The sequence below is a fragment of the Amphritea atlantica genome, from assembly GCF_024347255.1.
Lineage (GTDB): Bacteria > Pseudomonadota > Gammaproteobacteria > Pseudomonadales > Balneatricaceae > Amphritea > Amphritea atlantica.
The window spans coordinates 2,366,963-2,388,373 of record NZ_AP025284.1; the positions used below are offsets into that span (position 1 = coordinate 2,366,963).

Here is a 21,411-nt window from a genome sequence, read left to right on the forward strand (position 1 = left end):
ACACTATGAGCCAGCCCTCTCAAAGACGACCCTCTTTCGACTTTTTAATTTGTCGAAATCAGAAAAGCGATGCCTATACACTGTACCGGGTTGATCCCCATGCAGAGGCGTTTTTCACCCCGGTTACACTCGCCGCAGATACTTCTTTTGACTGTAACTGGCGTATGGCTCAGATAGGGGGGTATCTTTTGCAGTGGAGCCCTCTGTGTAAACAGCACGGGGATGAGGGCTATCAGTTCAACCTGATCGAGTTCAACCCCGAAGCTGCCGACCCGCTAAATGGCACCTCAATCGAGAGCGGTTTCTGGAGCAAGACTAAATTCTGGGGCAAATACCGTCACACCTATAGCAGCAACCCGGATGAGGGCCAGAATCTGGACCTTATTCCCATGACCAGTTTTGTCCTGAATTTGATTCCCGCCAGGGGGCGTGGAACATTTGAACTATGGAATTTCGATCCCCAGGGCGTGTCAGGCTTCAAATCCGATCCACTGCCAGTATCATACAGCCCGCAGAACGGTTTTCCATTAATAAAGTCGGGCCACACACTGATTCCGATTGGCAATTATGTACTGGACCGCCTGCCTGATCGTAAAGCGTTTCGTTTATGGAGTTTTGACCCGCAACTGGCAACTCCGCTTTCATTACCTGCGGTGCAACAGGGTCAATGGGATAAAGTGGATGAGAGCAGTGAGCTCACTGCGATCGGCTATCATGTACTGGAATGGAATCCTGCCAAAGGTAACTATCGTCTGTGGCAGTTTGACCCTGAACAGCCGGACGTGCTCACGGGGCCGGTACATGAGGGTAAACTGCCATCAGCTATTGATGGCAACAGCCTGCTGACCAGTTTTCAGCCCCGTATCCCGGTGCAAACAGAGCGGGCCGCTACACCAGGCACTCTCGATTTCATGCGCTCCAAAATTAAACATGTGGTCTATTACATGCTGGAGAGCCGCTCCTTCGATAACGTTTGCGGCTGGCTTTATGAGAAGGGCGACCAGGGTTGCCATTACATCGGTTCACAGGAACCATTTGATGGCACCAGTCGCGAATATTTTAATAACGATGGAGACAATCGGGTTTTCGTCAGCAAGTTTCAGGCCGGGGAGCTGAGCACCCAGTATAACCTCGTCGCACTTGATCAGGATCCATTTCACGACACCACCGATAATCTGCAACAGATGTTTGCTGAAGAACCGGGGTACTGGGGGCGCGCCACCCCCGATATGGGGGGATTTATCCTCAATAACGCCAACCCACAGGTAATGGAGACCTTCAGTCCGCAGCAGTTGCCGGTACTCAATGGCCTGGCTCGTCATTTCGCCATTTCTGATCGTTGGTTCTGTTCAATGCCTGGAGGAACGGACGTCAATCGCGCTTTCTCCATTACCGGTTCTGCCTTTAACAGACTAGGCACCTGGGAGGGGGGGAGTATTTACGCTAACTGGCCGGAATCTTCCCACCGCCAATCCATCTGGAAAACGCTCTGGAGTCAGGGGATTAGCGATTGGAAAATATATAACTCAGTACTGTGGGAAAACGTGGTCTTTACCTACCAGTTGTATCTCCAGGGGCAGGTTCCTTCAGTTGATGCAAATCCAACACAGTTTCTTTCCAGTATTCAACAGTTCAAGCAGGATGCCCGACATGGAAATCTGCCGGCATTCAGTTATCTTGAGCCAGGTTGGATCGCCCCTAAGGGGGCGACCTCTTACCACCCGGGAGGGGATCTGGTCCCCGGAGAGAGGGAACTCAACGAGATCTACGAAGCGATCAAAAGTGGACCTGGCTGGAAAAACACCCTGCTGGTTGTTACGTTCGATAAGAACGGCGGCATCTATGACCATGTTGCTCCACCTTACGCAAAGAAACCCTGGCCAAACGACCTTAACAATGGCTTTGCCTACGACCTGATGGGACCACGGGTCCCTACCATTATGGTTTCTCCCTGGATCAGGGAGCAATCTGTGATCAGAGCAGAGGGAGAGACTCCCTTCGATTCAACCTCTTTTGCCGCGACTCTGCTGGACTGGTTTGGTGTTCCCAAACCATTGTGGGGACTGGGTGATCGAATTAATGTTGCGCCCACCTTTGAGGCAGTCTTTGAGGCGGATCAGGCGAGAACCGATGCACCGACATTAACACCGCCTTATGATAAATCCTTCCCGCCTGAACGTTAGATGAGAGCGGATGGTGCTAAAGCAGCATCATCCGCGTTCAGGGGGTGGCATTAGGTCTGAGCCGAATCCGGTTGAGCTGGCTGGTGTAACTTTTCTTCGGCGTTTTTCAAGGCTTGCCACAACTGACTGTCCTGGAAGCATAAACTTCCACCACCGCGTTTCTCCTGGGATACCATGCGATTGAGGTCGGCAATACAGACCCAGGGTAACGAAGAGGTGTTGTTTTTCAGGGCCACCGCCCATTTGGCGTGGTCCTTGGTATAGTGCCACTCATAGTTCAGTGACGGGGGGATTTTGAAGTCCAGGGTAAGAGTATCGTCATCATACTCGGTAGACAAACTGTCCTGCATGGGTGTCACCGCGCCCCTTCGCCAGGTCTCAACCACCAGATCGCATTTCAGTTGCGGTGAAACCAGATCGAGCCAGAAGTCTTTACCCCATTTTCTACTTTTGGCTGTCAGCAGAAACGGTTTACCTCCCCGCGAACTGAAGGACAGCGTCGAGGGAATCTCCGATTCGTTGATCCCGCGTCCATGAAACAGCTGCGAAAGAGGTTCATCATCCTGCAGAGAGGAGGGAATACGTGAACATTCTGTCAGCACCTGCGGGTTTTGCTGACTCAGCATCTGTTGCGCGATACGATTGGCCGTCTGGTAGTCGGGTAGTGTGATACAGATAAAGGTCTGCCCATAGATCATCTCGTCGTCCGGCAGTGTCGCCTCTTTGTTGACGGGAAATCTGGGGGTTGAATGCAGGAGATAGAGCGCTGAATCACTCGCCTTGTCAAAGGCGAGCACCCCTTTACAATGGCCTTTTTCCGACTTGTTTTTTTCCGCGTCAATGTGCTCGTCGTTATAGGCAATATAACCGGTGCTCTGCGGGGCGCTAAAAATTTCGGCCAGGGTGTATCCCAGGGCCTGATTATCCTGGTTCAGCCCGGTGGGTGACAAATCCAGGGCTGCGCTTTGTGAATCAAAATAGAAGAACTCGTACCCCTGATTCTCGGAGGTTCCTGTATGCTCAGGAGTTTTATAGATAAACCACCAGTCCACCGGCGTTCCCTGTTGATTCTTTGCCCCCAGCATCGGCGACTATCTCCACGTAATTTCAATTGAAAAAACAATTGTATACCATGAAAACCAGATAGCACTATGGCTATTCATTGCAGTCAGGTTTCGGTACTGTTGTTGCTGTCTTCGGTATTCCGATGCTGGTTGATTAAGAGTATGCAGCGACAACGGGCACCGTGGGACTTCAGGCTGCAATGGCCAGCCCGTGAGTACAAACAGAACTTCACTATCGATAATAACGGGAATACCCAATGATTTTATGGCCCGAATGGGTGTCCCTCCTAATAACAACGGAGTAATCAATGTCTCAATCTGAATGGAATCCTCAACCCGCGTCGGGAGAATGGAACTCCGCCGCCAACTGGAGTCCAGCGGAACTGCCAGTCAGTAAAGCCGTTTTTAACAGTTCATCTCAAACTGCAATCACTTTCTCAGCAGACCACAGCGCAAGTGTTGAGAGTATCGAATTCAGTGAAAGCGCCACAGCCTATACCTTCAACTTCGGTCCCGGCAAAGTACCTGGCCTTATTATTACCGGCCAGGGGGTCAGTAACTCTTCGCGTTGCCAGCAGAGCTTTATTGTGGCCGCGACCAGCAGCGGGCATGATAATCCGCAACTTCTGTTTACCAATAATGCGACAGCAGGTACTGATGATATCTATTACTGCGCAGGCCCGATCAGGGAACAGGGCTACGGTGGTGGCGTAATCAGCTTTTGCGATCATGCCAGAGCCGGTTCCGCCCGGTTTAAAGTGTGGACCGGCGCCGAACCACCGCCTCAGTACAGAAAAGAAAACATCCCCAGTACCGTCGGTGGCGAGATAAGCTTCAGCGACGCCTCTTCGGCTGATCGTGCCACATTTACTATTTACGGTAGCCTGGGTATTGATGGTGATACCTTCGCTAATGTGGTCTTTCACGATACCGCCACCGCAGGTAAGGCCACTTTCACCAATGTGGGCGGCACGGTCGCCGGTGGTGATGGCGGTAATACGCAGTTCTACGGCAGTTCCAGTGCCGATCACGGTGTATACAACAATTGGGGAGCAACTCACGAAAAAGCAAATGGTGGCGATGTAGCCTTTGACAGCACCTCCACGGGTGGTGAGGGATATTTCTACAACTATGCGGCAGAGATGGCTGGAGCCTACGGTGGGGTAACCAGTTTTAATAACAACCCTCCATACATGGATGCCTCACAGGGCGCCTCTGCGGGTTACGGCTGCTATTTTAACTACGGTGCACGTCAGGGTGAGCAGGGCGGTGGTGGCCATCTTGAGTTCAGTGCGAAGTACGGCTCTCCGACCGGTGCGGAGGCGACAATCGTCAACTACGGCAGCGCCATTGCAAACAAATCCAGCGCAGGTCACACCATTTTCTCCATCAACCTGCCAAGCAAATATTCTCCTACGGCGGGTAACGCAACGATCTGGAATCACCCGGGTTCAGGCGAGCAGGGCGCTGCCGGTTATACTGAGTTTTCGGTTTACAGCAATCAGAATGACAGTGACAGTACCTGCGAAAATTTTCCGACCGCAGGAAGCGCTACAATATTCAATCTGGGTGGTTGCACATCCGGTGCTGCCGGTGGCTACACCGTCTTTTCCGGACAGTCCACTGCAGGCAGTGCCTCCCTGATCGCCTATGGTGGCACGAACGGTGGTTATGGTGGCCGGATCGTATTCTATGATCAATCGGTGGGGGGGAGTGCTAAGGTTTGTCTGTTCGATGATGCTGAGCTGAATATCGCCTACCATACCGGCGACCTCACTATAGGAAGCCTGGAAATGACTGGTGGCGTGATTGTCACTCAACTGGGCTCGCAGATGCCCGCGCTCTCAATAGCAGGGGCGCTGTATGTTAACTCGACACAGGTGAGTTTTCATCTCGACAAGCTGAAAAATGGAGGCTTTGCCTTCAATACACCCTATACACTGCTGACATGCTCTGAACTTTGTCATATGACTGCGGAACGGTTTCGCGCGAATAGCATAGACGGGGTTGAACCCAGCTTTGCTATTGTCGGAAATACGCTGCAGGTGACCTTTGTGCAGTAATGAGGAAAGTGACTAAGTCAAAAAGCACGGGGACAAACCCTTTAGCGGAGTTTGTCCCTGTTGCCTCAGGCAGGTCTGACAGGTCTCAGGGAGAGCGAAATCCACACTCTTTGAAGCCACCGGTGCAGCTTGACCATTGATAGTTGCCAGTACCATGGCAAGCATAAAACCCGGTATTTGTTCTGCCCGGTTTTAGTATTGAGTCAGAGCCACAGTTCCATTGCCCATCTTTTCGCTCCAGACACATTTTTACATAAACGTTTTCACTACATTTGTTGGTGACTTTAATCTGCAGTGAATCTCTGGACGCACAGTTATTCCCTTGTTCCCGTGTGAGCACTACACAGTCAGTCGTATCTGCAGCGAAGGCACTGGCTGTCATGAAAAGAGAGATGCAAGGGATTAATCCAGCGAACTTGAACATAAGAGATCCTCTTACCGCCCGATTGACGTGTATATGACTGGTGCCGGGCGCGTGAAGCACCTGATAGTCTGATGACGTATAAAATTAGCAAGGCCAGCTTGAAGCAGTGAAAAACACTCACGGAATATTCAGAAACTGGCGTGAGTTGTGAGAATACTCCTGGCCGTACTCTCAACAGAGCCGACTGAAGCATATAAGCATAAGGGTGTTAAACGATACCGGAGAGAATAACCACATACTGATAAAGAGATAGAATTGCTCCTGTTGCTTCTTCAATGAAACTATAGGCAATAAAACGCTCAATTTCTACACCTGACCGGCGGGATTAAGCACTGAGGGTTTCCGCAGTTAAAAAGTCCTCTAGGAATCAGACAGAGCCTGTAGAGTTTGGAGGGAGGGGATAGGACCGAGCCGTGTTCGGCCGCTTGGCCGTATTTCAGGCAGTACAGCGTTGATATGCCCGGCCCTATTTATTCTCCGATGCCGATGCCCGTAATAAAATCCAGTCGAGCATCCGGGTCGACAAAATACGGCGTAGAATACCAAACAGATGGGTTGGCAGGGTGACATAATAGCGGGGCCTTGGGCGTTTACTCTCCAACGCGTGAATCACTTTATCCAATACCGCATCAGGCCCCAGTGTAAACGGATCGTCCCCGCCATCGTGACTGCTTAAACGTTTCAGAACTTTTTGATAAATAGTGCGAAACGGGCTGCTTTCTATATCAATATTGTCACGAAAGGCTTTGAATGCGTTTTCTCTGAATTTGCTTCTGACCGGGCCGGGTTCGATCAGTGAAACATGAATACGGGTATCTGCAAGTTCCTGTCGCAAGGTATCGCTGTAGCCTTCCAGCGCAAACTTACTGGTGTTGTAAGCCCCGCGAAAGCGCATCGTGATCAGCCCCAGAACCGAACTGTTCTGAATGATGCGGCCAAAACCCTGTTTACGCATCAGCGGCAGAACCCGACAGGTAAGCTCATGCCAGCCCAGCAGGTTGATCTCCAGCTGCTTACGCAGCAGGTCCCGGCTGAGATCCTCAATCGCACCGGGCTGGCCATAGGCGCCATTATTGAACAGGGCATACAGCGCTCCGCCAGTTTCTGCCTCAACCCAGTCCATAGCCTGTTGAATCGATTCAGAATACTCCAGGTCCAGTTGAATGGACTCTAATCCCAGCTGTTGGAGCCGTTCAACATCCTTTTGTTGTCGCGCGGTGGCGATAACCCGGTAGCCCCGTTGTTGCAGGCCGATTGCTACGTGGTAGCCAATGCCGCTGGAGCAGCCGGTAATCAGTACTGTTTTCATGGATCTCCCTGATCTGTGTACTCGAAGATGCTGATGTATAAGGTGCAGAGCTTAAGGGGTTAGGACTGGGCTGGCTAGACCTTTTTCAGCAACGCCAGAAAGCTGTGCTCCGGAACAGCCTTACTAAACAAAAATCCCTGAGCATGGAAGCAGCCCTCCTCAATCAGGAACTGGCGCTGCTGCTCTGTTTCCATACCTTCAGCAATCACCTCCAGGCCAAGACTGTTCGCCAATGCAATAATGGCCCTGGAGATCGCCTGATCATTTTTATCTCCGGGAATATCACTGATAAAGGACTGATCGATTTTTAATCGATCCAGCGGCAGGGTTTTCAGATAGCTCAGAGAGGAGTAGCCGGTGCCAAAATCGTCGATTGCCAGACGGATCCCCATATCCCGCAGCTGCTTAAGCTCTTTACCCGCACGGCTCGGGTTGTTCATGATTACACCTTCGGTGATCTCAAGCTCAATCAGCTCACTGCTACAGTGATGATGATCAAGTATTGCCGCCACCTCATCCGCAAGAATGTTAGAACCAAAATGGCGGGCTGAAATGTTGATCGATACTCGTGGCACCCGATATCCCTGTTGTTGCCATTGGTGAATATTGTGGCATACGGTATTAAGTACCCAGCGATCTATGTTCTGGATCATTCCGGTTTTCTCCGCCACCGGGATAAATCGGGAGGGGGGAATTGTGCCCATTTGCGGGTCGTTCCAGCGAATCAGGGCCTCTGCACCTATTATGCTGTTATCCCGCAGGTCTATCTGTGGCTGATAGTGCAGCACGAACTGCTGATTCTCGATTGCATTACGCAGTGCCCCGACCATCAGAAACCGTTCAAAGGCCTGATCGGTCATCTCCTGAGTATAAAACTCATAGCGGTTTTTACCGGCAGTTTTGGCCCGGTACATCGCGGTATCGGCGTTACGGATCAGTGCTTCTGGCTGTTCGGCGTCATCTGGGTAGAGGCTGATACCGATACTGAGGCTGATATGTAGCTGCTCATCCAGGTCGATAGGTTCATTAAATGCGGCCAGCAGGTTCTGAGCGATGGTAGCCGCATCATCAGCGTTCATCAGATCTTCGATAATGATCGTAAACTCATCACCGCCGAGACGAGAGATCGTGTCATTTTCTCGAGCATGGTGTTTGAGTCGTTCTGACACTTTTTTGAGTAACTGATCGCCCAGATTATGGCCAAAGCTGTCGTTGATCTCTTTAAACTCATCCAGATCGATAAACAGCAGGGCGACGCCGGTTTTATTACGCTTCGCATGGCGTACAGCCTGTTTAAGCCGGTCGCCGAACAGTAATCGGTTGGGTAACTTGGTCAGGGGGTCGTGATGTGCCAGAAAATCAAGGCTCTTCTCTTTATCAAGCAGGGCTTTGCGGATAGTCTCATGGTCAGAAATATCCCGGCTTGATTCTACCAGCCCGGCCAGCTTGCCATCGGCATCGTAAAGTGGGCTGGCCATCAGCTCAAATGTCCGGACTTCGCCGGTCTTACTGGTATGCTCATGAATGCGGGTGGTGGGCTTCCTGCTGCTCATCACATCTGTCAGCGGACAGTGCTCGCAGGGAACCCCCTGTTTATGAACCATGTGATAGCATGAGCTATCGCTACTGGAGAGGCAGTTAAAGTAGTAATCGTTTGCCGCCCGGTTTGACTTGATTACTTTGTAATCCGTATCGATAACCATCACCGGATCGCCGATACAATCAATCACCGCCTGCAGGAAGTTGCTCTCATTGCGCGCTCGCAGCTCAGCCTGTTTACGTTCGGTAATATCACGTACGGTAGACAGGACCACCTGATTACCATTGATCATCTGTAAGGTGGTGCTGATCTCAACAGGGACTTTGCTCCCGTCAGAGGTGGTATGAATTGCCTCAAACAGTCCTCCCCGGGCATCAATACTAGCCAGACGTTTCCGCCAACGGGAAAGATCAGACGATAGATCACTGATATCCGTGATTGACATTTTAAGCAGCTGTTCACGCTTATAACCCAGATAATCACAAGTGGCCTGATTAATATCGAGAATGCGGGAACTTTCTGCATCGATCACAAACAGGGCATCATGGCTTTGATCAATCAGTTGGCGAAACAGATGAAGCTGCGAGTCCATCTTATGTTTCTCAGTCAGATTGGTCAGCAGGCAATGAGTCTGGATAAAATTACCACTTTCATCCCGCATTATCTGACCATCTAACTGAATATCCAGTATCTCTCCAGCCCGGGTTCGTAGCTGATAATGGACATTTTCAACGAATCCATGATTTGAGAATGAGGCAAAGCAGTGCCTGAATTTCTCCTCCTGACCGGCGACCAGCAGCTGTTTGAATGCTGTACCAATGATCTCTCGCTTTTCATACCCCATCAGTTTACGCCAGCAAGCGTTGACCTCAAGAATAAAGCCTTCGGCGTCGAGTGACTGGTAGGCGAGGGGAGAGTTCTCAAAAAAGCCCTGGTAGTGATTGACCTTATTGCGGCTGCTTTCGAGTTTTTGATTCAGGTGGCTGATCGCATCCCTCATCATTTTGATAAAGTGGGTTTGTAACCGATCAATCAGGTGTTGCCGGGTCAGGAGTCCTATTACCTGCCCATCCGTATCGCAGACCAGTAGACGGCGTATCTGTTTTGTCTGCATCGTTTGCCGGGCTTGCAGCAAAGAGGTGCCCACGCCAATAAACTCAACCGGTCTGCTCATATAATCGCAGACTCTGGCGGTATTCAGATCTATCTGGTCATCCAGCAAGCGGACAACGTCCCGCTCAGTGAGAATACCTGCGGCATTATTGCTGTCGCCTACCACAACACTGCTGATCTTCTTATCACTCATTACTGAGAATGCGTAGCGCAGGGTACTATCCTGGGGGACAAACATAATCACCCGTTCCATGACGGCTTCGACATGCTTGATTTCGGCCAGATATTCAAATCCGAGATGTTGAACAAAATCGGTTTCAGTCGCTATTCCTCTGAGACTGCCATCCCGATTGATGACAACAATATGGCGCAGGTTTTCCCGCTGCATCTGCTCATAGGCATGCTGAAAATCACAATCCCCGTAAAGGGTTTTCACCGGCGATGTCATGATATCGCTGGCTTTCAGTTCACTCAGCTCAGTTTCAGCAGAGCTGACCAGGCGGAGGATATCTTTCTCGGTGATAATACCTATCGGTTCACGCTGATCAATAATGACGATCGAGCTTACATGAGATTTGCGCATGCGATGCAGGACCGTTAAAGCGGCATCGGTCGGGTGGGCGTGCAAGACGTCCAGGCTGCAAATGGTATTCAGAGTAACTACTGATTCCGACATCAATCTTATGTCCTTACGTCCCTAACCTTCGAAAAACGTTTCCAACCCTGTTGGATTTAAAAACTATACCTGCAGATACCTTTGATATCTCCCCTTGATAAGCAGAACTACCGGGTAAAACTAGTGCCAAAGCTATCACAGGAGCAGAGATGATGTATTGATCAGGCTCGTTAATGTAACCATTTCGCGCTATTGATAGTTATTCTTTACTCTTTGGAATTAGTCAATTTATATCCGGGCATTGAAGCCTGCCTGTCTTCTGGTAACGTACAAGCAGATAATAAAAATTAACATCAGACCTTCGTGGTGAAGCCCTTGATGCTAAAAAAATCTAAAAGGGCGCGCTGCTTAACAATGACACCAGAGAGTGAGTGATGCCTGTACTGAATGAAACCCATAATCCTGATTTGCGCAGCTGGGTGAGCTGTGCAAATTTGCCTGATACCGATTTCCCGATTCAGAACCTGCCTTTTGCGGAATTTCGTCGTAAAGGTTCTGATGAGTCATTCCGTGGCGGAGTAGCGATTGGCGATCAGGTGCTTGATCTTGCCGCCGCCCAGCATCTGTTCACTGGTGCTGCGGCGGAGGGCGCAGCAGCATGTGCCGAGCCAACACTGAACCATTTTATGTCACTGGGCAGATCAGTTTGGTCTGCTTTGCGTATGGCGCTATCGAGGGGCCTGCGTGAAGGCGCCGAAGAGCAGGGGGCCCTGGAAAACTGTCTGATTCCGCAGAGTGAGGTAGAGTACAGTCTGCCCTGTACTATTGGTGATTACACAGATTTCTATACATCAGTGTTCCATGCCACCCGTGTTGGCAGCCTGTTTCGCCCCGATAACCCGTTGCTGCCAAACTATAAGTGGATACCTATAGGTTACCATGGTCGCAGCTCTTCTATTGATGTTTCGGGACAAACATTCAAACGGCCACAGGGGCAGATCAAAGCCCCGGATGCTGCTGAACCCTCCCTGGGCCCCTGTAAGCGGTTGGATTATGAGCTGGAGGTCGGCATCTATATCGGCCAGGGCAATGCCCTGGGTGAACCGGTCGTTCTGGATGACAGTGATCAGCATGTGTTTGGTTACTGCCTCTTTAATGACTGGTCGGCCCGGGATATTCAGGCTTGGGAATATCAGCCTCTGGGGCCGTTTCTGGCGAAAAACTTTGCCTCGACCGTGTCGCCCTGGATTGTCACCAATGAAGCCCTGTTACCTTACCGGACAGCGTTTAAGCGCGATGCTGCTGACCCTCAGCCGTTGCCCTATCTGTCATCCAGAATGAATAGCGAGGAGGGGGCACTTGATATCAGGCTGGAGGTGCTGCTGCAGACTCAGCAGATGCGCCACCATAATCAGGAGCCTGCTAAACTCTCTGAATCTAATTTTGTTTACTCCTACTGGACTGTTGCCCAGATGGTGGCTCACCACACGGTGAATGGCTGCAATCTGCGGCCCGGCGATTTTTTTGGTTCTGGCACGCAATCCGGGCCGGAGCATGAGCAGGGCGGTTCATTACTGGAACTGAGCCGTGGTGGTAAAGAGTCTGTTACGCTGCCCAATGGCGAGCAACGAACTTTCCTGGAGGATGGCGATACCGTGGTGATGCGTGGATACTGTGAAAAAGAGGGCGCGGCACGCATCGGTTTTGGCGAGGTTGCCAGTACCGTGCTGCCGGCAAGCAACTGATGTCATAGCCCATAAGTAAAACGGCAGCCGTTAAAGGCTGCCGTTTCTGATAAGTGATCTATTGTTTCGGCTTCTTTTTAAACAGGCTCAGCAACTTCTGTTTCGGATCCTGCTCTTCGGTAGGAAGCGCTTTCTCAAACTTACTTTTCAGCTCGTTGAGTTGCTTCTCTTTACGCTTGTGGCGCAGATCGTCCCGCTTACTATTGATATCGACAACGTTATCGCTCATATCTACCACTCATGGCTGCTCTTGATAACTGCTTCTGAAGCCTGCTTGTTTTGGCCTCAACAAATAACAGTTTAGCTCTGCAACACCTTTAACGGAAGTCCTAACAGCGCATCGCCCATACCATGAAAATACCAGATAATGGCGATCAGCCCACCGATGGTAAATAGATACCAGAGTGCGGAAACGATCTGACCATAACGATCCAGAGGCAACAGTAGGCTATGGTGCCGGCTGCGCCACTCGAAAAGCACCTCGACAGTGCCGATAATCAGAAGAAAGCCCAGTAACGCCAGACCAAAAGTGTAACTTAGCCAGATACCGCCCGCTGCCGCAGCACCACAGAGTACGATTCCCGCCAGCGAGTTCATCGAGAAGGCGATGCTTTTCAATACATGTCCACCGTCCAGCGGCAGAATCGGCAGCAGATTAAACAGGTTCAGCAGGGCATTGAATGCACTCAATCCGGCAAAAAACATCGACCCGGTTACCCAGTAGGCGACCAGGCTCAGTAGTGACAGCGCAAAACCGAAAAATGGCCCCATCAGCGAGATACAGACATCCTGCCAGCGGGTATTGATACGTGCATCGCTCAGGGCCAGGCCCCCAACAAAGGGGATCAGATAGATCCCTTTGGTTTTCATGCCGAAATGTTTCATCGCCCGGATATGGCCATACTCATGCACCACCAGGCAGAAGATCAGTGCCAGGGCAAAGGGCAGAGAGAAAAACCAGGAGTAGGCCGCCAGACTGGCGCCAGCCATCACCACCTTGATCACCTTGGCGCTTTTCAGTAACTTCAGACTCAGGGCACCAAGACCGACAATGCTGAATGAGGCTTTTTCCTGACGTATCGGCGCCTGAGGCACTTTTTGCTCCATCGCTTCGCGGCCATGCTCTCCGTTGGCAACCAACTGCTCGCCCATAAAGAAACGGTAGCCGATCCTGACCGGGTCCCACTCAACCTCCGTTTCCAGACGACAGATCAGCGTTTCCCCCTGTTCGTTCTGCAACTCAAAGCGGTGTTCACTGATACCGTCAAAACCGCTGTCTGCATCCCGCCGGGAAACCGGGGTATTGTTCCAGTACAGCAGTTGCCAGCCCGCCATCGAGCCTTCCAGGCGCAGGTTGTGCCCCTGATAATCCAGATTAAGTAGTTCCACTTCCATTTCCTGCCAAAAGGTATCGGCCGGAATGGTTGCATAAGTTGATGGCAGTTTAAAGTGACTTCTTCTGTCAGGCAGGTAGACTGCGTTTTTTGTAATCAGCTAATCAATTATTGCTATGACACCAGACCTTCCTATTCTTTACTCTTTTCGCCGTTGTCCCTATGCCATGCGTGCCCGGCTGGCGGTTGTCCATAGCGGCATAGCGGTTGAACTACGCGAAGTGGTATTGAAAAACAAGCCCGCCGAACTGTTGCAGGCCTCGCCAAAAGGTACCGTACCAGTTTTAGTATTGCCCGCTTCGTCTGAAAAAGAGGGGCGAGTGATCGATGAGAGCAGAGATATTATGCGCTGGGCGTTAAGATTGAATGATCCGGATAACTGGCTCTGCGCTGAGGATCCGGATCGCCTATGGCAAAGTGAGGCTCTGATTCAGGAGAATGACGCTGTCTTCAAGCAGCATCTGGATCGCTATAAATACTTTGAGCGTTATCCGGAGCATCCGCAATACTATTACCGTGAGCAGTGTGAAACGACTCTGGTTAAACTTGAACGCCTGCTGGAACAGCACCGTTACCTTGTGGGTGAGTCGTGCAGTATTGCAGACATTGCTATCTTTCCCTTCATCCGTCAGTTTGCCCATGTGGATCGTGAGTGGTTTTACAATGCACCGTACCCATTGCTGCAACACTGGCTGGATTATCACCTGCAATCGTCACTCTTTATCGAAGTCATGAGAAAATACCAGCAATGGCAAGAAGGGGCGGAGCCACAGCTATTTCCCGCCCCTGATACGCATTGATCAGAGCCCCATTGCTACGCATATCTGGTGCATATCCTGTTCGCTAACCTCAAACAGTCCAAAGCGGAACGGATAGCCCCAGTTTTCCTTACCCGCAGAGAACTCCAGCCGATCCAGCAGGGGCTGAATCGACACCTCCCGGGTATCAAACCAGCAAAGATCCCGTCGGAATGGCTTAAACCCATTGCCCATATCAACCTGATAAGGCTCCCTCGGTTTTACACGACCACAGCCGGTGAATGCCTGCAGCCTGGCTTTATCACCCAGTGTCTCCACTGGGGAGTAATAGGCAACGAGGTCCCCCGGACTGATCCGCTTCAGCGGAGCCGCTTTGCCATGACAAACCTGCATAAACCCACCTGAGCGGCCCGTTCTGACATGGTCTGCTGAAGCAACAGCAATCCAGTTACGGCTCATGATTCAGCTGGAGAGAAGACTCTGAGGCGGTTGCCATCCGGGTCCAGGGCAACAAAGGTATAGCCGAACTCCATTGCGGTGGGCTCCTGTATCATTGTCAGCCCGCGATCTTGCCAGCGGTGGTAAATACGGCTGACCTCTGCCTTGTCAGGCAGTGGAAAGGCGATCTCTCCGCTGACGCCCAGTGATTCTATGGCGGGTTGTACGTCCTGTTGCTGCCACAAGCCGAACTTCATGCCGCTATCTAAAACAAACAGGGCAAAATTTGGCGAGTTCTCTATCGGGGATCTCTCCAGTAATGTGCTGTAAAACTCAACACTGTGGGATGGGTTTTCTACGTAAAGAATAATAAAGTTGCTATCTGGCATGACGGTATCCTTGTGTAATTCAGTTGAGGGAGCATCTTCTGATGCCCGACATCTGCAGAGTACAGAAAGGTACTGTCAGTTTTTGTCAGTAGTGTTTTGTTTCTTCTTAAAGCAGAGGGTAGAGGGGTTACTGTACAGAACTGTGTGACTCAATGCCTGTTATCAAGTGATACCTTCCGCTTTTCGCCACTCACTCAACAGTTGTCGCCGGCGGCGGGGGTAATGCTCTGCGCACATTTCAAACTGTAAAATTCTATCGGTACGAAAGTGACGAAAGGCCTGACGCAGCTCGCACCATCCCACTAACACCCGAAGACTATCGAAATAGCCCAGAGCAAATGGCCAGATCGTCCGGATTGATTCCTGCTCTTTCAGATCGAGGTAGCGAATGGTGATTTTCTGTTCTGTGCGGATCGCCTGGCGAATCTGTGAAAATTCCGCTGGTTCTGCTGTTGCAGGCTGTTTTGATGGGCCGATAAGCAGAGTATTTTCATCCAGTGAATTTTTCAAATCCTTTGGCAGAACGGAGGCGATTTTCACCAGCGCGCTCCGGGCACTTTCACTCAGCTCTGAATCAGTGCGACTTGCCACCCAGCGGGAGCCCAATACCAGCGCTTCTAACTCCTCCTCGGTGAACATCAGGGGAGGGAGCATAAAACCAGGCTTGAGCACATAACCCAGCCCCGGTTCTCCCTCTATACTGGCACCCTGTTGCTGCAAGCTGGCGATATCACGATAGAGTGTTCGCAGGCTGATGCCCAGCGTTTCCGCCAATTGATAACCAGGGGCGGGATAGCGATAACTACGCAACAGATGGATCAGTTTAAGTAGGCGTTCAGAGCGGGACACGGATTAATTCCATTCTAAAATAAAGCTGCAGTATAGCCTACATGCTGACAAAAACTGACAGTATTGGTTTTATTACATACGTTTCAAAATACTCAAGAAACGCGTTATCAGAGCCGCTATTATGGTACATACGTCCTCCAAAAAGCATTAATATAATCTTTTATCATATTGTTTTATTTATATATTAATCTTTTTATCATTGTATCCAACTTATTTTTGCGGTGGTATAGGCAGGCGAGCTGATTATCAGACAGCACGCATAATATCCCTCGGGCCGGGCTGATAAAAGTGACAGCTCTATCCCGTTGACAGTTGATCAACCTGTTGCACAGGGAAAAGCGGCCAGCCCACATGATTGCGTCAAAACTTCAGAGCCTTAGCCCCACAATTCAGTAATTTTATCCTGCTGCAACCACTCGTATAGCGGCCTGATTGCGCTAGAGGGGTCGTTTGACAAAGGCAAGACATGCCTACTAAGGTAATACGTTAAGGGTATTCAACCAAAAGAGGTATCGATTTATTACGCCTCGCTGTTGCTGCTGAAGCGCGATAACAGCACGAATACAGGAACCATCCTTACAAAGAAAATCAGGAGGCGATCATGTATTCAAATATTATGGTTCCGGTTAGCCTGGCCCATATCGATCAGATCGATAAGGCGTTAAAGGTTGCCGCGGACCTCGCCAGACACTACGGAGCTAAAGTGCACTATGTGGGTGTAACATCGGCTCTGCCGAGCGAAATTGCACATAACGCCGAAGAGTATGCTGAGAAACTAAAGGCATTCGCGAAAGAACAGGCATCCGCTAATAACATCAATGCTGAGCCCCATACTCTCATTTCTCATGATCCGGCTGTCGAACTCGATCTTGTACTGGAACACGCAGAAGAAACCATCTGTGCTGATCTGGTGGTGGTGGCGTCACACCTGCCCAGTTTTGCTGACCATCTGACGGGCTCACACGGAGGCCATCTGGCGTCTCATTCACAAATATCTGTCTTCGTCGTCAGGTAATTCGGGAACAAGGAGCAAATTCGGGCCAATGGGCCGAATATAAGTGCTATACAATCCGGGAGAATAAATGACTATGTCATCTGAACCTCAAACTCCTGCAGCACCGTCTGCGGAAATAGATACCGACTATCTCATCGGCCAGGACAACATCCAACCCAGCATCGGCCCCCTCAAGGTCGACATTCACAACCCCGTATTCGCACTCACAGCAGGCTCGGTTATCGCCCTGGTATTGTTCTGTCTGATATTCGATAAAATAGCGGCTGATATATTCGGCGCGCTGCGCCCCTGGCTAACGACTCAGTTTGACTGGGTGTTCGCGATCAGCATGAACATCTTCGTGATCTTCTGCCTGTACCTTATTGTTTCGCCGCTGGGCAGGATCAAGATTGGCGGAAAAAGTGCTACCCCTGAATATTCCTATCCGGCCTGGTTCTCGATGCTGTTTGCCGCTGGCATGGGGATCGGTCTGGTGTTCTATGGCGTACTTGAACCACTGAATCATTCGCTGACCCCCTCCTTTAACCAGCCCGGCATCCTGGATGCCAACGGTAATGTCGCCGACGCAGCTACAGTTGATGCCGCCATCAAACTGGGTATGGCTTCAACTATCTTTCACTGGGGGCTACACCCCTGGGCATGCTACAGCGTTGTCGCGCTCGCTCTGGGTATCTTTGCCTACAACAAGGGGCTGCCACTGACGATCCGTTCCGCTTTCTACCCGATTCTGGGGGAGCGGGTCTGGGGCTGGCCGGGCCACTTGCTGGATTCCCTGGCCGCACTGGCGACACTGGCGGGTCTGGCAACATCGCTCGGTTATGGTTCGTCACAGGCGGCTGCCGGTTTGCACTACGTGTTTGGCATTGAGGCCACCATCGAGCTTCAGGTATCGATTATTATCGTCGTAACCGGGTTGGCGATCACTTCCGTTGTCCGCGGTCTTGATGGCGGCGTAAAAATACTGTCTGAGGCCAATATGCTGTTGGCACTTGCACTGTTCCTGTTTGTGCTCATCTTTGGTGCTACTTCCGGCATCCTTGGGATCTTTGTCGAAGGACTGGTCGCCTATGGTGTTAACCTGCCAGCGCTCTCCAATTGGGTGGGCCGTGATGATGGGTACTACTTCCACGGCTGGACCACCTTTTACTGGGCCTGGTGGATTGCCTGGTCACCTTTTGTAGGCATGTTTATCGCACGGGTATCACTGGGGCGCTCTGTTCGTGAGTTTATTATCTGCGTATTACTAATACCGACGCTTGCCTGTGTTATGTGGATGGCCGTGTTCGGTGGCACTGCGATAAGCCAACTGGTTAATGACGGTTACACCGGCGTGCAGCAAACTATCGCCAACTGGACGCCGGAACTATCGTTGTTCCATATGCTTGAGCTACTGCCGTTGCCTATGTTTACTTCAGTCGTTGGCATTGTGCTGGTGCTGGTATTCTTTGTAACGTCCTCTGATTCAGGTTCACTGGTTGTCGACACTATATGTGCCGGTGGTAAGGTCGATGCTCCGATGCCGCAACGTGTTTTCTGGGCCAGCTTTGAGGGCCTGATCGCTATCGCATTGCTGCTGGGGGGTGGACTGGGCTCTCTGCAGGCACTGGCGATCGCTACGGGCTTCCCGTTCGCCATCGTGACCGTTTCGATGTGTTACTGTATCTGGCACGGGCTGCGTACAGAACCTGCTTGATGATTCTTCGACGAGTTCATTGAATCGAACCGGCTGACACCCGTCAGCCGGTTTTTTTTATATCCTTAGCCTTAACCGGTATAGCACCTGGTTTCTCAGTCGTCTATATAGTTGCTGACAGCTTTTTATATATTCAGGCGCATGAGTAAGTGACCAGGTATATTGATACAAAACCATATCGTATTCATGCCCGGACCACTGGTAACTGATCCCAGCGGGTCGTGTAGGCGGGAGAAAGATGGTTGCGCTGCATCTGCCAGCCGCTGCTGAGCAGTTCTCCGGCAAAGCGGACCTGTCCCGGACTGCATTGATTGATATTGTCGACGACCTGCATCAGCCGCATCACTGCAGGTGATTCCGGCGCATCAAACAGAGAGGGCTGGAAGTGCCCCGGCAGGTAGAGATCAGACAGCATAATACCCGCTTTCATATAGCGATGGCCCGGCCGCCAGATCGACTTCAGTAATCTGAGCGCAGTGGCTGTCAATCGCCGGGAATCAGCACTGGGGACGCTCAGAATCCGACTGGCACTGTTGCTGTAGAACCCTTCATACTGACTATGAGGATTAGTGCGGATAAACACCGTTACCACTCTGGCAAGACTCTTTTGTTGCCGCAGTTTCTCTGCGGCCCGTGCTGCATACTGGGCGATAGCCGAGCGCATATCGTTAAACTCTGTTATGCGGTGGGCAAATGAGCGACTGCAGAGTATCTGCTGGCGGGGTGGCGGACACGCTTCCAGCTCCATACAGGGCTGACCATTGAGCTCTCGTACGGTTCGTTCCAGAGTGACAGAGTAGTGGCTGTGAATCCAGGCGGTATTGCTGTCTGCCAGAGCCAGCGCAGTGCTGATCCCTTGCTGCTCAAGGCGGCTTGATAAGCGCCTTCCTACTCCCCAGACCTCCTGTACCGGCAACAAACCAAGCAAGCGCCGCTGTCGCAGAGGGTCGCTCAGATCCACCACTCCCTGTGTGGCCGGATACTGTTTGGCGGCATGATTAGCCAGCTTTGCCAGGGTTTTGGTCGGTGCGATACCCACTGAAACATGGATGCCGGTATATTGATAGACCCGCTGTTTTAACTGCAATCCATATTCCACCAGCGAAAAGTGGGTTTCCAGTCCGGTCAGATCAAGGAATGCTTCGTCAATTGAATAGATCTCTACTGCGGGCGCTTCTTGTTCCAGAACGGTCATTACCCGGGCTGAGATATCGCCATAAAGTGCATAGTTGGAGGAGAATACCGCTACATTTTCCCGATCAATCTGTTCCTGCACCTGAAACAGCGGCACCGCCATTTTAATGCCCAGTCGTTTCGCTTCAGCACTTCGGGCCACCACGCAACCATCATTATTGGAAAGCACAACGATGGGGCGCCCCTGCAGATCAGGCCGGAACAGCCGTTCACAGCTGGCGTAGAAGTTATTGCAATCGACCAGGGCAAACACCGGATAACTAGCCTCGCTGCCGCACAGAGTGGATTACGGTCGTTACTACACCAAACAGCTCCAGCGTACTGTCTGGGCCAAAATGGATCGGAGCGTAAGCTGGATTGTGCGCCACCAGCTGCAGTGCAGGGCGGGTGCGTAGCTCTTTCACTGTAAACTCGCCATTGACACAGGCGATCACAATATCGCCATCCACCGCTTTCAGTGAGCGATCCACCACCAGAATATCGCCGGAAAATATGCCAGCTCCCTGCATCGAGTCGCCCTCGGCACGCACAAAGTAAGTTGCCGCCGGATGGCGAATGCAAAGCTCATTCAGATCCAGGGTTCTTTCAATGTAATCCTGCGCTGGCGAAGGGAATCCCGCCGTCACTGAGTGCATAAACAACGGTAACGCAACAGATGAAGCGGGGCGCAGATAGCGCCCCAGTAATGTAATAGCCATAGCAAAACGAACACTTTACTGTATATTTAAACAGTATATTATTATTCTGTTACTAGTGAGTAAAGTCGTTAATGCGCAAAGTCGTTAATAAAAAGACACCAGAGCCCGTATTATTAATACATAATACATATTTTGTTTTTTTGTGTGTGGCGCGTTTTGCTCGTAAAGCCGAAGGGGGTTGTCAGTGCATAGCGAGTGTTCTGATGCATTAAGCAGAAAAGAGGCGTAACGCGTCCCTGCACCTACTGGCTGAAACTCATAAGCCTGAAGCGCTTTGGCAGATCTCGATATCACTCTTTATTCCTGAAGGATATTGCAGTTTATGGGGGGGGCAGAGCAGAGGATTTCAGGGGGGATTTTGTTTCTCTGATGGGGTCTATCTGGCTGATGACTGCACTTTTCTGCAAACTGAAAGAGGGGTAGCAGGAGGAGGTGCAGAAGAGAGGTAGACTCGGAATATACCTCTGGAATCCCAATAAACAAAAGCTATTAAAAGTTAATTTAGAATATAGGATTATTCTGTAATGTTTTGTTTTTAAATTGAATATTTATTTTATTTTGTTAATCGGTTAAGCATCGCAGGAGATCTCAAAAGGATTCTCTAAGGTTTGAATGGGGGAGCCCGGTACCTGGCGTGTTTATAATTTTTAACACTTTTTCTGCTGTAGAAGCCGTTCGCCGAGTGAGGTAAGACGAAACCGATAACGGCTGGGCATAATGGGCATCATGATCGATCTGACCGGTTCAATCAGGCCTTTGGAGATGAGCGGTTGCAACACTACCGGGACCAGAGGTGCACTATCAAAATCCCCGTGGTGAACCCTTTTCAGCAACTGCCGTTCATCTGCAGTCAGGGTGGCGTTATGCTTCATCGGTCTCTCCCAGTGATTTTGGATTTTGATTGACCCGTCTTAATTTCTATCTGC

At 50.8% G+C, this 21,411-nt stretch carries 18 protein-coding genes; 7 read left to right on the forward strand and 11 right to left on the reverse strand.

All coding sequences use genetic code 11. The annotated features are described in order from the left end of the window. Positions 1-5: 5 nt before the first annotated feature. The gene (locus tag OCU43_RS10825) at positions 6-2,183 is read left to right on the forward strand and encodes an alkaline phosphatase family protein (protein WP_091359066.1); all 2,178 of its coding nucleotides are present in this window, start codon (positions 6-8) and stop codon (positions 2,181-2,183) included. 50 nt (positions 2,184-2,233) lie between these two features. Here the strand turns inward: OCU43_RS10825 and OCU43_RS10830 are convergent, their stop codons facing one another. Beyond that, a complete protein-coding gene (locus OCU43_RS10830) occupies positions 2,234-3,268 on the reverse strand; it encodes a deoxyribonuclease II family protein (RefSeq protein WP_091359063.1) in 1,035 nt (344 codons plus the stop codon). A gap of 66 nt (positions 3,269-3,334) precedes the next feature. Between OCU43_RS10830 and OCU43_RS10835 the strand changes: the two genes are divergently transcribed. Next, entirely contained in the window at positions 3,335-3,508 is a 174-nt protein-coding gene (locus OCU43_RS10835) for a hypothetical protein (RefSeq protein WP_261833003.1), read from the forward strand. A 47-nt stretch (positions 3,509-3,555) separates the two neighbouring features. Next, entirely contained in the window at positions 3,556-5,310 is a 1,755-nt protein-coding gene (locus OCU43_RS10840; RefSeq protein ID WP_091359060.1) for a hypothetical protein, read from the forward strand. An 890-nt stretch (positions 5,311-6,200) separates the two neighbouring features. On the opposite strand, the gene OCU43_RS10845 is transcribed toward OCU43_RS10840, so the two are convergent. Together OCU43_RS10845 and OCU43_RS10850 are read right to left on the reverse strand one after the other, a co-directional pair. Further along, a complete protein-coding gene (locus OCU43_RS10845; protein WP_091359056.1) occupies positions 6,201-7,043 on the reverse strand; it encodes an SDR family oxidoreductase in 843 nt (280 codons plus the stop codon). Between the two features lie 74 nt (positions 7,044-7,117). Beyond that, positions 7,118-10,372, reverse strand: coding sequence for an EAL domain-containing protein (locus OCU43_RS10850; protein WP_091359055.1), 3,255 nt, complete (start codon positions 10,370-10,372; stop codon positions 7,118-7,120). 374 nt (positions 10,373-10,746) lie between these two features. On the opposite strand from OCU43_RS10850, the gene fahA reads away from it, so the two are divergent. Then, positions 10,747-12,057: a fumarylacetoacetase gene (fahA, locus tag OCU43_RS10855; protein ID WP_091359052.1), complete on the forward strand. Its 1,311-nt coding sequence runs from the start codon at positions 10,747-10,749 to the stop codon at positions 12,055-12,057. 58 nt (positions 12,058-12,115) lie between these two features. Here the strand turns inward: fahA and OCU43_RS10860 are convergent, their stop codons facing one another. Both OCU43_RS10860 and OCU43_RS10865 read right to left on the reverse strand, forming a co-directional pair. Further along, positions 12,116-12,286, reverse strand: a complete 171-nt coding sequence (locus OCU43_RS10860; RefSeq protein WP_175483538.1) for a hypothetical protein — start codon at positions 12,284-12,286, stop codon at positions 12,116-12,118. Positions 12,287-12,357: 71 nt separating this feature from the next. Further along, positions 12,358-13,446 (reverse strand): site-2 protease family protein, encoded by a 1,089-nt coding sequence (locus OCU43_RS10865; protein ID WP_091359209.1) that lies wholly within the window; start codon positions 13,444-13,446, stop codon positions 12,358-12,360. A 121-nt stretch (positions 13,447-13,567) separates the two neighbouring features. Between OCU43_RS10865 and OCU43_RS10870 the strand changes: the two genes are divergently transcribed. After that, positions 13,568-14,251 carry a glutathione S-transferase gene (locus tag OCU43_RS10870; RefSeq protein ID WP_091359049.1) on the forward strand — a complete coding sequence of 228 codons (684 nt, stop codon included), beginning with the start codon at positions 13,568-13,570 and terminating at the stop codon, positions 14,249-14,251. Here OCU43_RS10870 and OCU43_RS10875 read toward each other — a convergent pair whose 3' ends face one another. The 3 genes from OCU43_RS10875 to OCU43_RS10885 form a co-directional block, all read right to left on the reverse strand. Beyond that, positions 14,252-14,668 (reverse strand): EVE domain-containing protein, encoded by a 417-nt coding sequence (locus OCU43_RS10875; protein ID WP_091359047.1) that lies wholly within the window; start codon positions 14,666-14,668, stop codon positions 14,252-14,254. Beyond that, complete coding sequence (locus tag OCU43_RS10880) at positions 14,665-15,036, reverse strand: VOC family protein (RefSeq protein ID WP_091359044.1); 372 nt, start codon at positions 15,034-15,036, stop codon at positions 14,665-14,667. The genes OCU43_RS10875 and OCU43_RS10880 overlap by 4 nt, the downstream gene beginning before the upstream one ends. 162 nt (positions 15,037-15,198) lie before the next feature. After that, positions 15,199-15,885, reverse strand: a complete 687-nt coding sequence (locus tag OCU43_RS10885) for a helix-turn-helix transcriptional regulator (RefSeq protein ID WP_091359042.1) — start codon at positions 15,883-15,885, stop codon at positions 15,199-15,201. A gap of 601 nt (positions 15,886-16,486) precedes the next feature. Here OCU43_RS10885 and OCU43_RS10890 point away from each other — a divergent pair. Together OCU43_RS10890 and OCU43_RS10895 are read left to right on the forward strand one after the other, a co-directional pair. Next, positions 16,487-16,900, forward strand: a complete 414-nt coding sequence (locus OCU43_RS10890; protein ID WP_091359039.1) for a universal stress protein — start codon at positions 16,487-16,489, stop codon at positions 16,898-16,900. A gap of 67 nt (positions 16,901-16,967) precedes the next feature. Then, positions 16,968-18,593: a BCCT family transporter gene (locus OCU43_RS10895; RefSeq protein WP_091359037.1), complete on the forward strand. Its 1,626-nt coding sequence runs from the start codon at positions 16,968-16,970 to the stop codon at positions 18,591-18,593. A 184-nt stretch (positions 18,594-18,777) separates the two neighbouring features. On the opposite strand, the gene umuC is transcribed toward OCU43_RS10895, so the two are convergent. From umuC to OCU43_RS10910, 3 genes are all read right to left on the reverse strand, one after another. Next, a complete protein-coding gene (gene umuC, locus OCU43_RS10900) occupies positions 18,778-20,040 on the reverse strand; it encodes a translesion error-prone DNA polymerase V subunit UmuC (protein WP_091359034.1) in 1,263 nt (420 codons plus the stop codon). Between the two features lie 7 nt (positions 20,041-20,047). After that, complete coding sequence (gene umuD / locus OCU43_RS10905) at positions 20,048-20,485, reverse strand: translesion error-prone DNA polymerase V autoproteolytic subunit (protein WP_091359032.1); 438 nt, start codon at positions 20,483-20,485, stop codon at positions 20,048-20,050. A gap of 647 nt (positions 20,486-21,132) precedes the next feature. Further along, the gene (locus OCU43_RS10910; RefSeq protein ID WP_091359030.1) at positions 21,133-21,357 is read right to left on the reverse strand and encodes a hypothetical protein; all 225 of its coding nucleotides are present in this window, start codon (positions 21,355-21,357) and stop codon (positions 21,133-21,135) included. Positions 21,358-21,411: the final 54 nt, after the last annotated feature.

Coding starts and splice junctions, on each gene's coding strand:
- OCU43_RS10890 (WP_091359039.1), top strand. CDS start 16,487: ATGTATTCAAATATTATGGTTCCGGTTAGCCTGGCCCATATCGATCAG.
- OCU43_RS10910 (WP_091359030.1), bottom strand. CDS start 21,357: ATGAAGCATAACGCCACCCTGACTGCAGATGAACGGCAGTTGCTGAAA.
- OCU43_RS10860 (WP_175483538.1), bottom strand. CDS start 12,286: ATGAGCGATAACGTTGTCGATATCAATAGTAAGCGGGACGATCTGCGC.
- OCU43_RS10830 (WP_091359063.1), bottom strand. CDS start 3,268: ATGCTGGGGGCAAAGAATCAACAGGGAACGCCGGTGGACTGGTGGTTT.
- OCU43_RS10835 (WP_261833003.1), top strand. CDS start 3,335: ATGGCTATTCATTGCAGTCAGGTTTCGGTACTGTTGTTGCTGTCTTCG.
- OCU43_RS10840 (WP_091359060.1), top strand. CDS start 3,556: ATGTCTCAATCTGAATGGAATCCTCAACCCGCGTCGGGAGAATGGAAC.
- OCU43_RS10845 (WP_091359056.1), bottom strand. CDS start 7,043: ATGAAAACAGTACTGATTACCGGCTGCTCCAGCGGCATTGGCTACCAC.
- fahA (WP_091359052.1), top strand. CDS start 10,747: ATGCCTGTACTGAATGAAACCCATAATCCTGATTTGCGCAGCTGGGTG.
- OCU43_RS10870 (WP_091359049.1), top strand. CDS start 13,568: ATGACACCAGACCTTCCTATTCTTTACTCTTTTCGCCGTTGTCCCTAT.
- umuD (WP_091359032.1), bottom strand. CDS start 20,485: ATGGCTATTACATTACTGGGGCGCTATCTGCGCCCCGCTTCATCTGTT.
- OCU43_RS10850 (WP_091359055.1), bottom strand. CDS start 10,372: ATGTCGGAATCAGTAGTTACTCTGAATACCATTTGCAGCCTGGACGTC.
- OCU43_RS10895 (WP_091359037.1), top strand. CDS start 16,968: ATGACTATGTCATCTGAACCTCAAACTCCTGCAGCACCGTCTGCGGAA.
- OCU43_RS10825 (WP_091359066.1), top strand. CDS start 6: ATGAGCCAGCCCTCTCAAAGACGACCCTCTTTCGACTTTTTAATTTGT.
- OCU43_RS10880 (WP_091359044.1), bottom strand. CDS start 15,036: ATGCCAGATAGCAACTTTATTATTCTTTACGTAGAAAACCCATCCCAC.
- OCU43_RS10875 (WP_091359047.1), bottom strand. CDS start 14,668: ATGAGCCGTAACTGGATTGCTGTTGCTTCAGCAGACCATGTCAGAACG.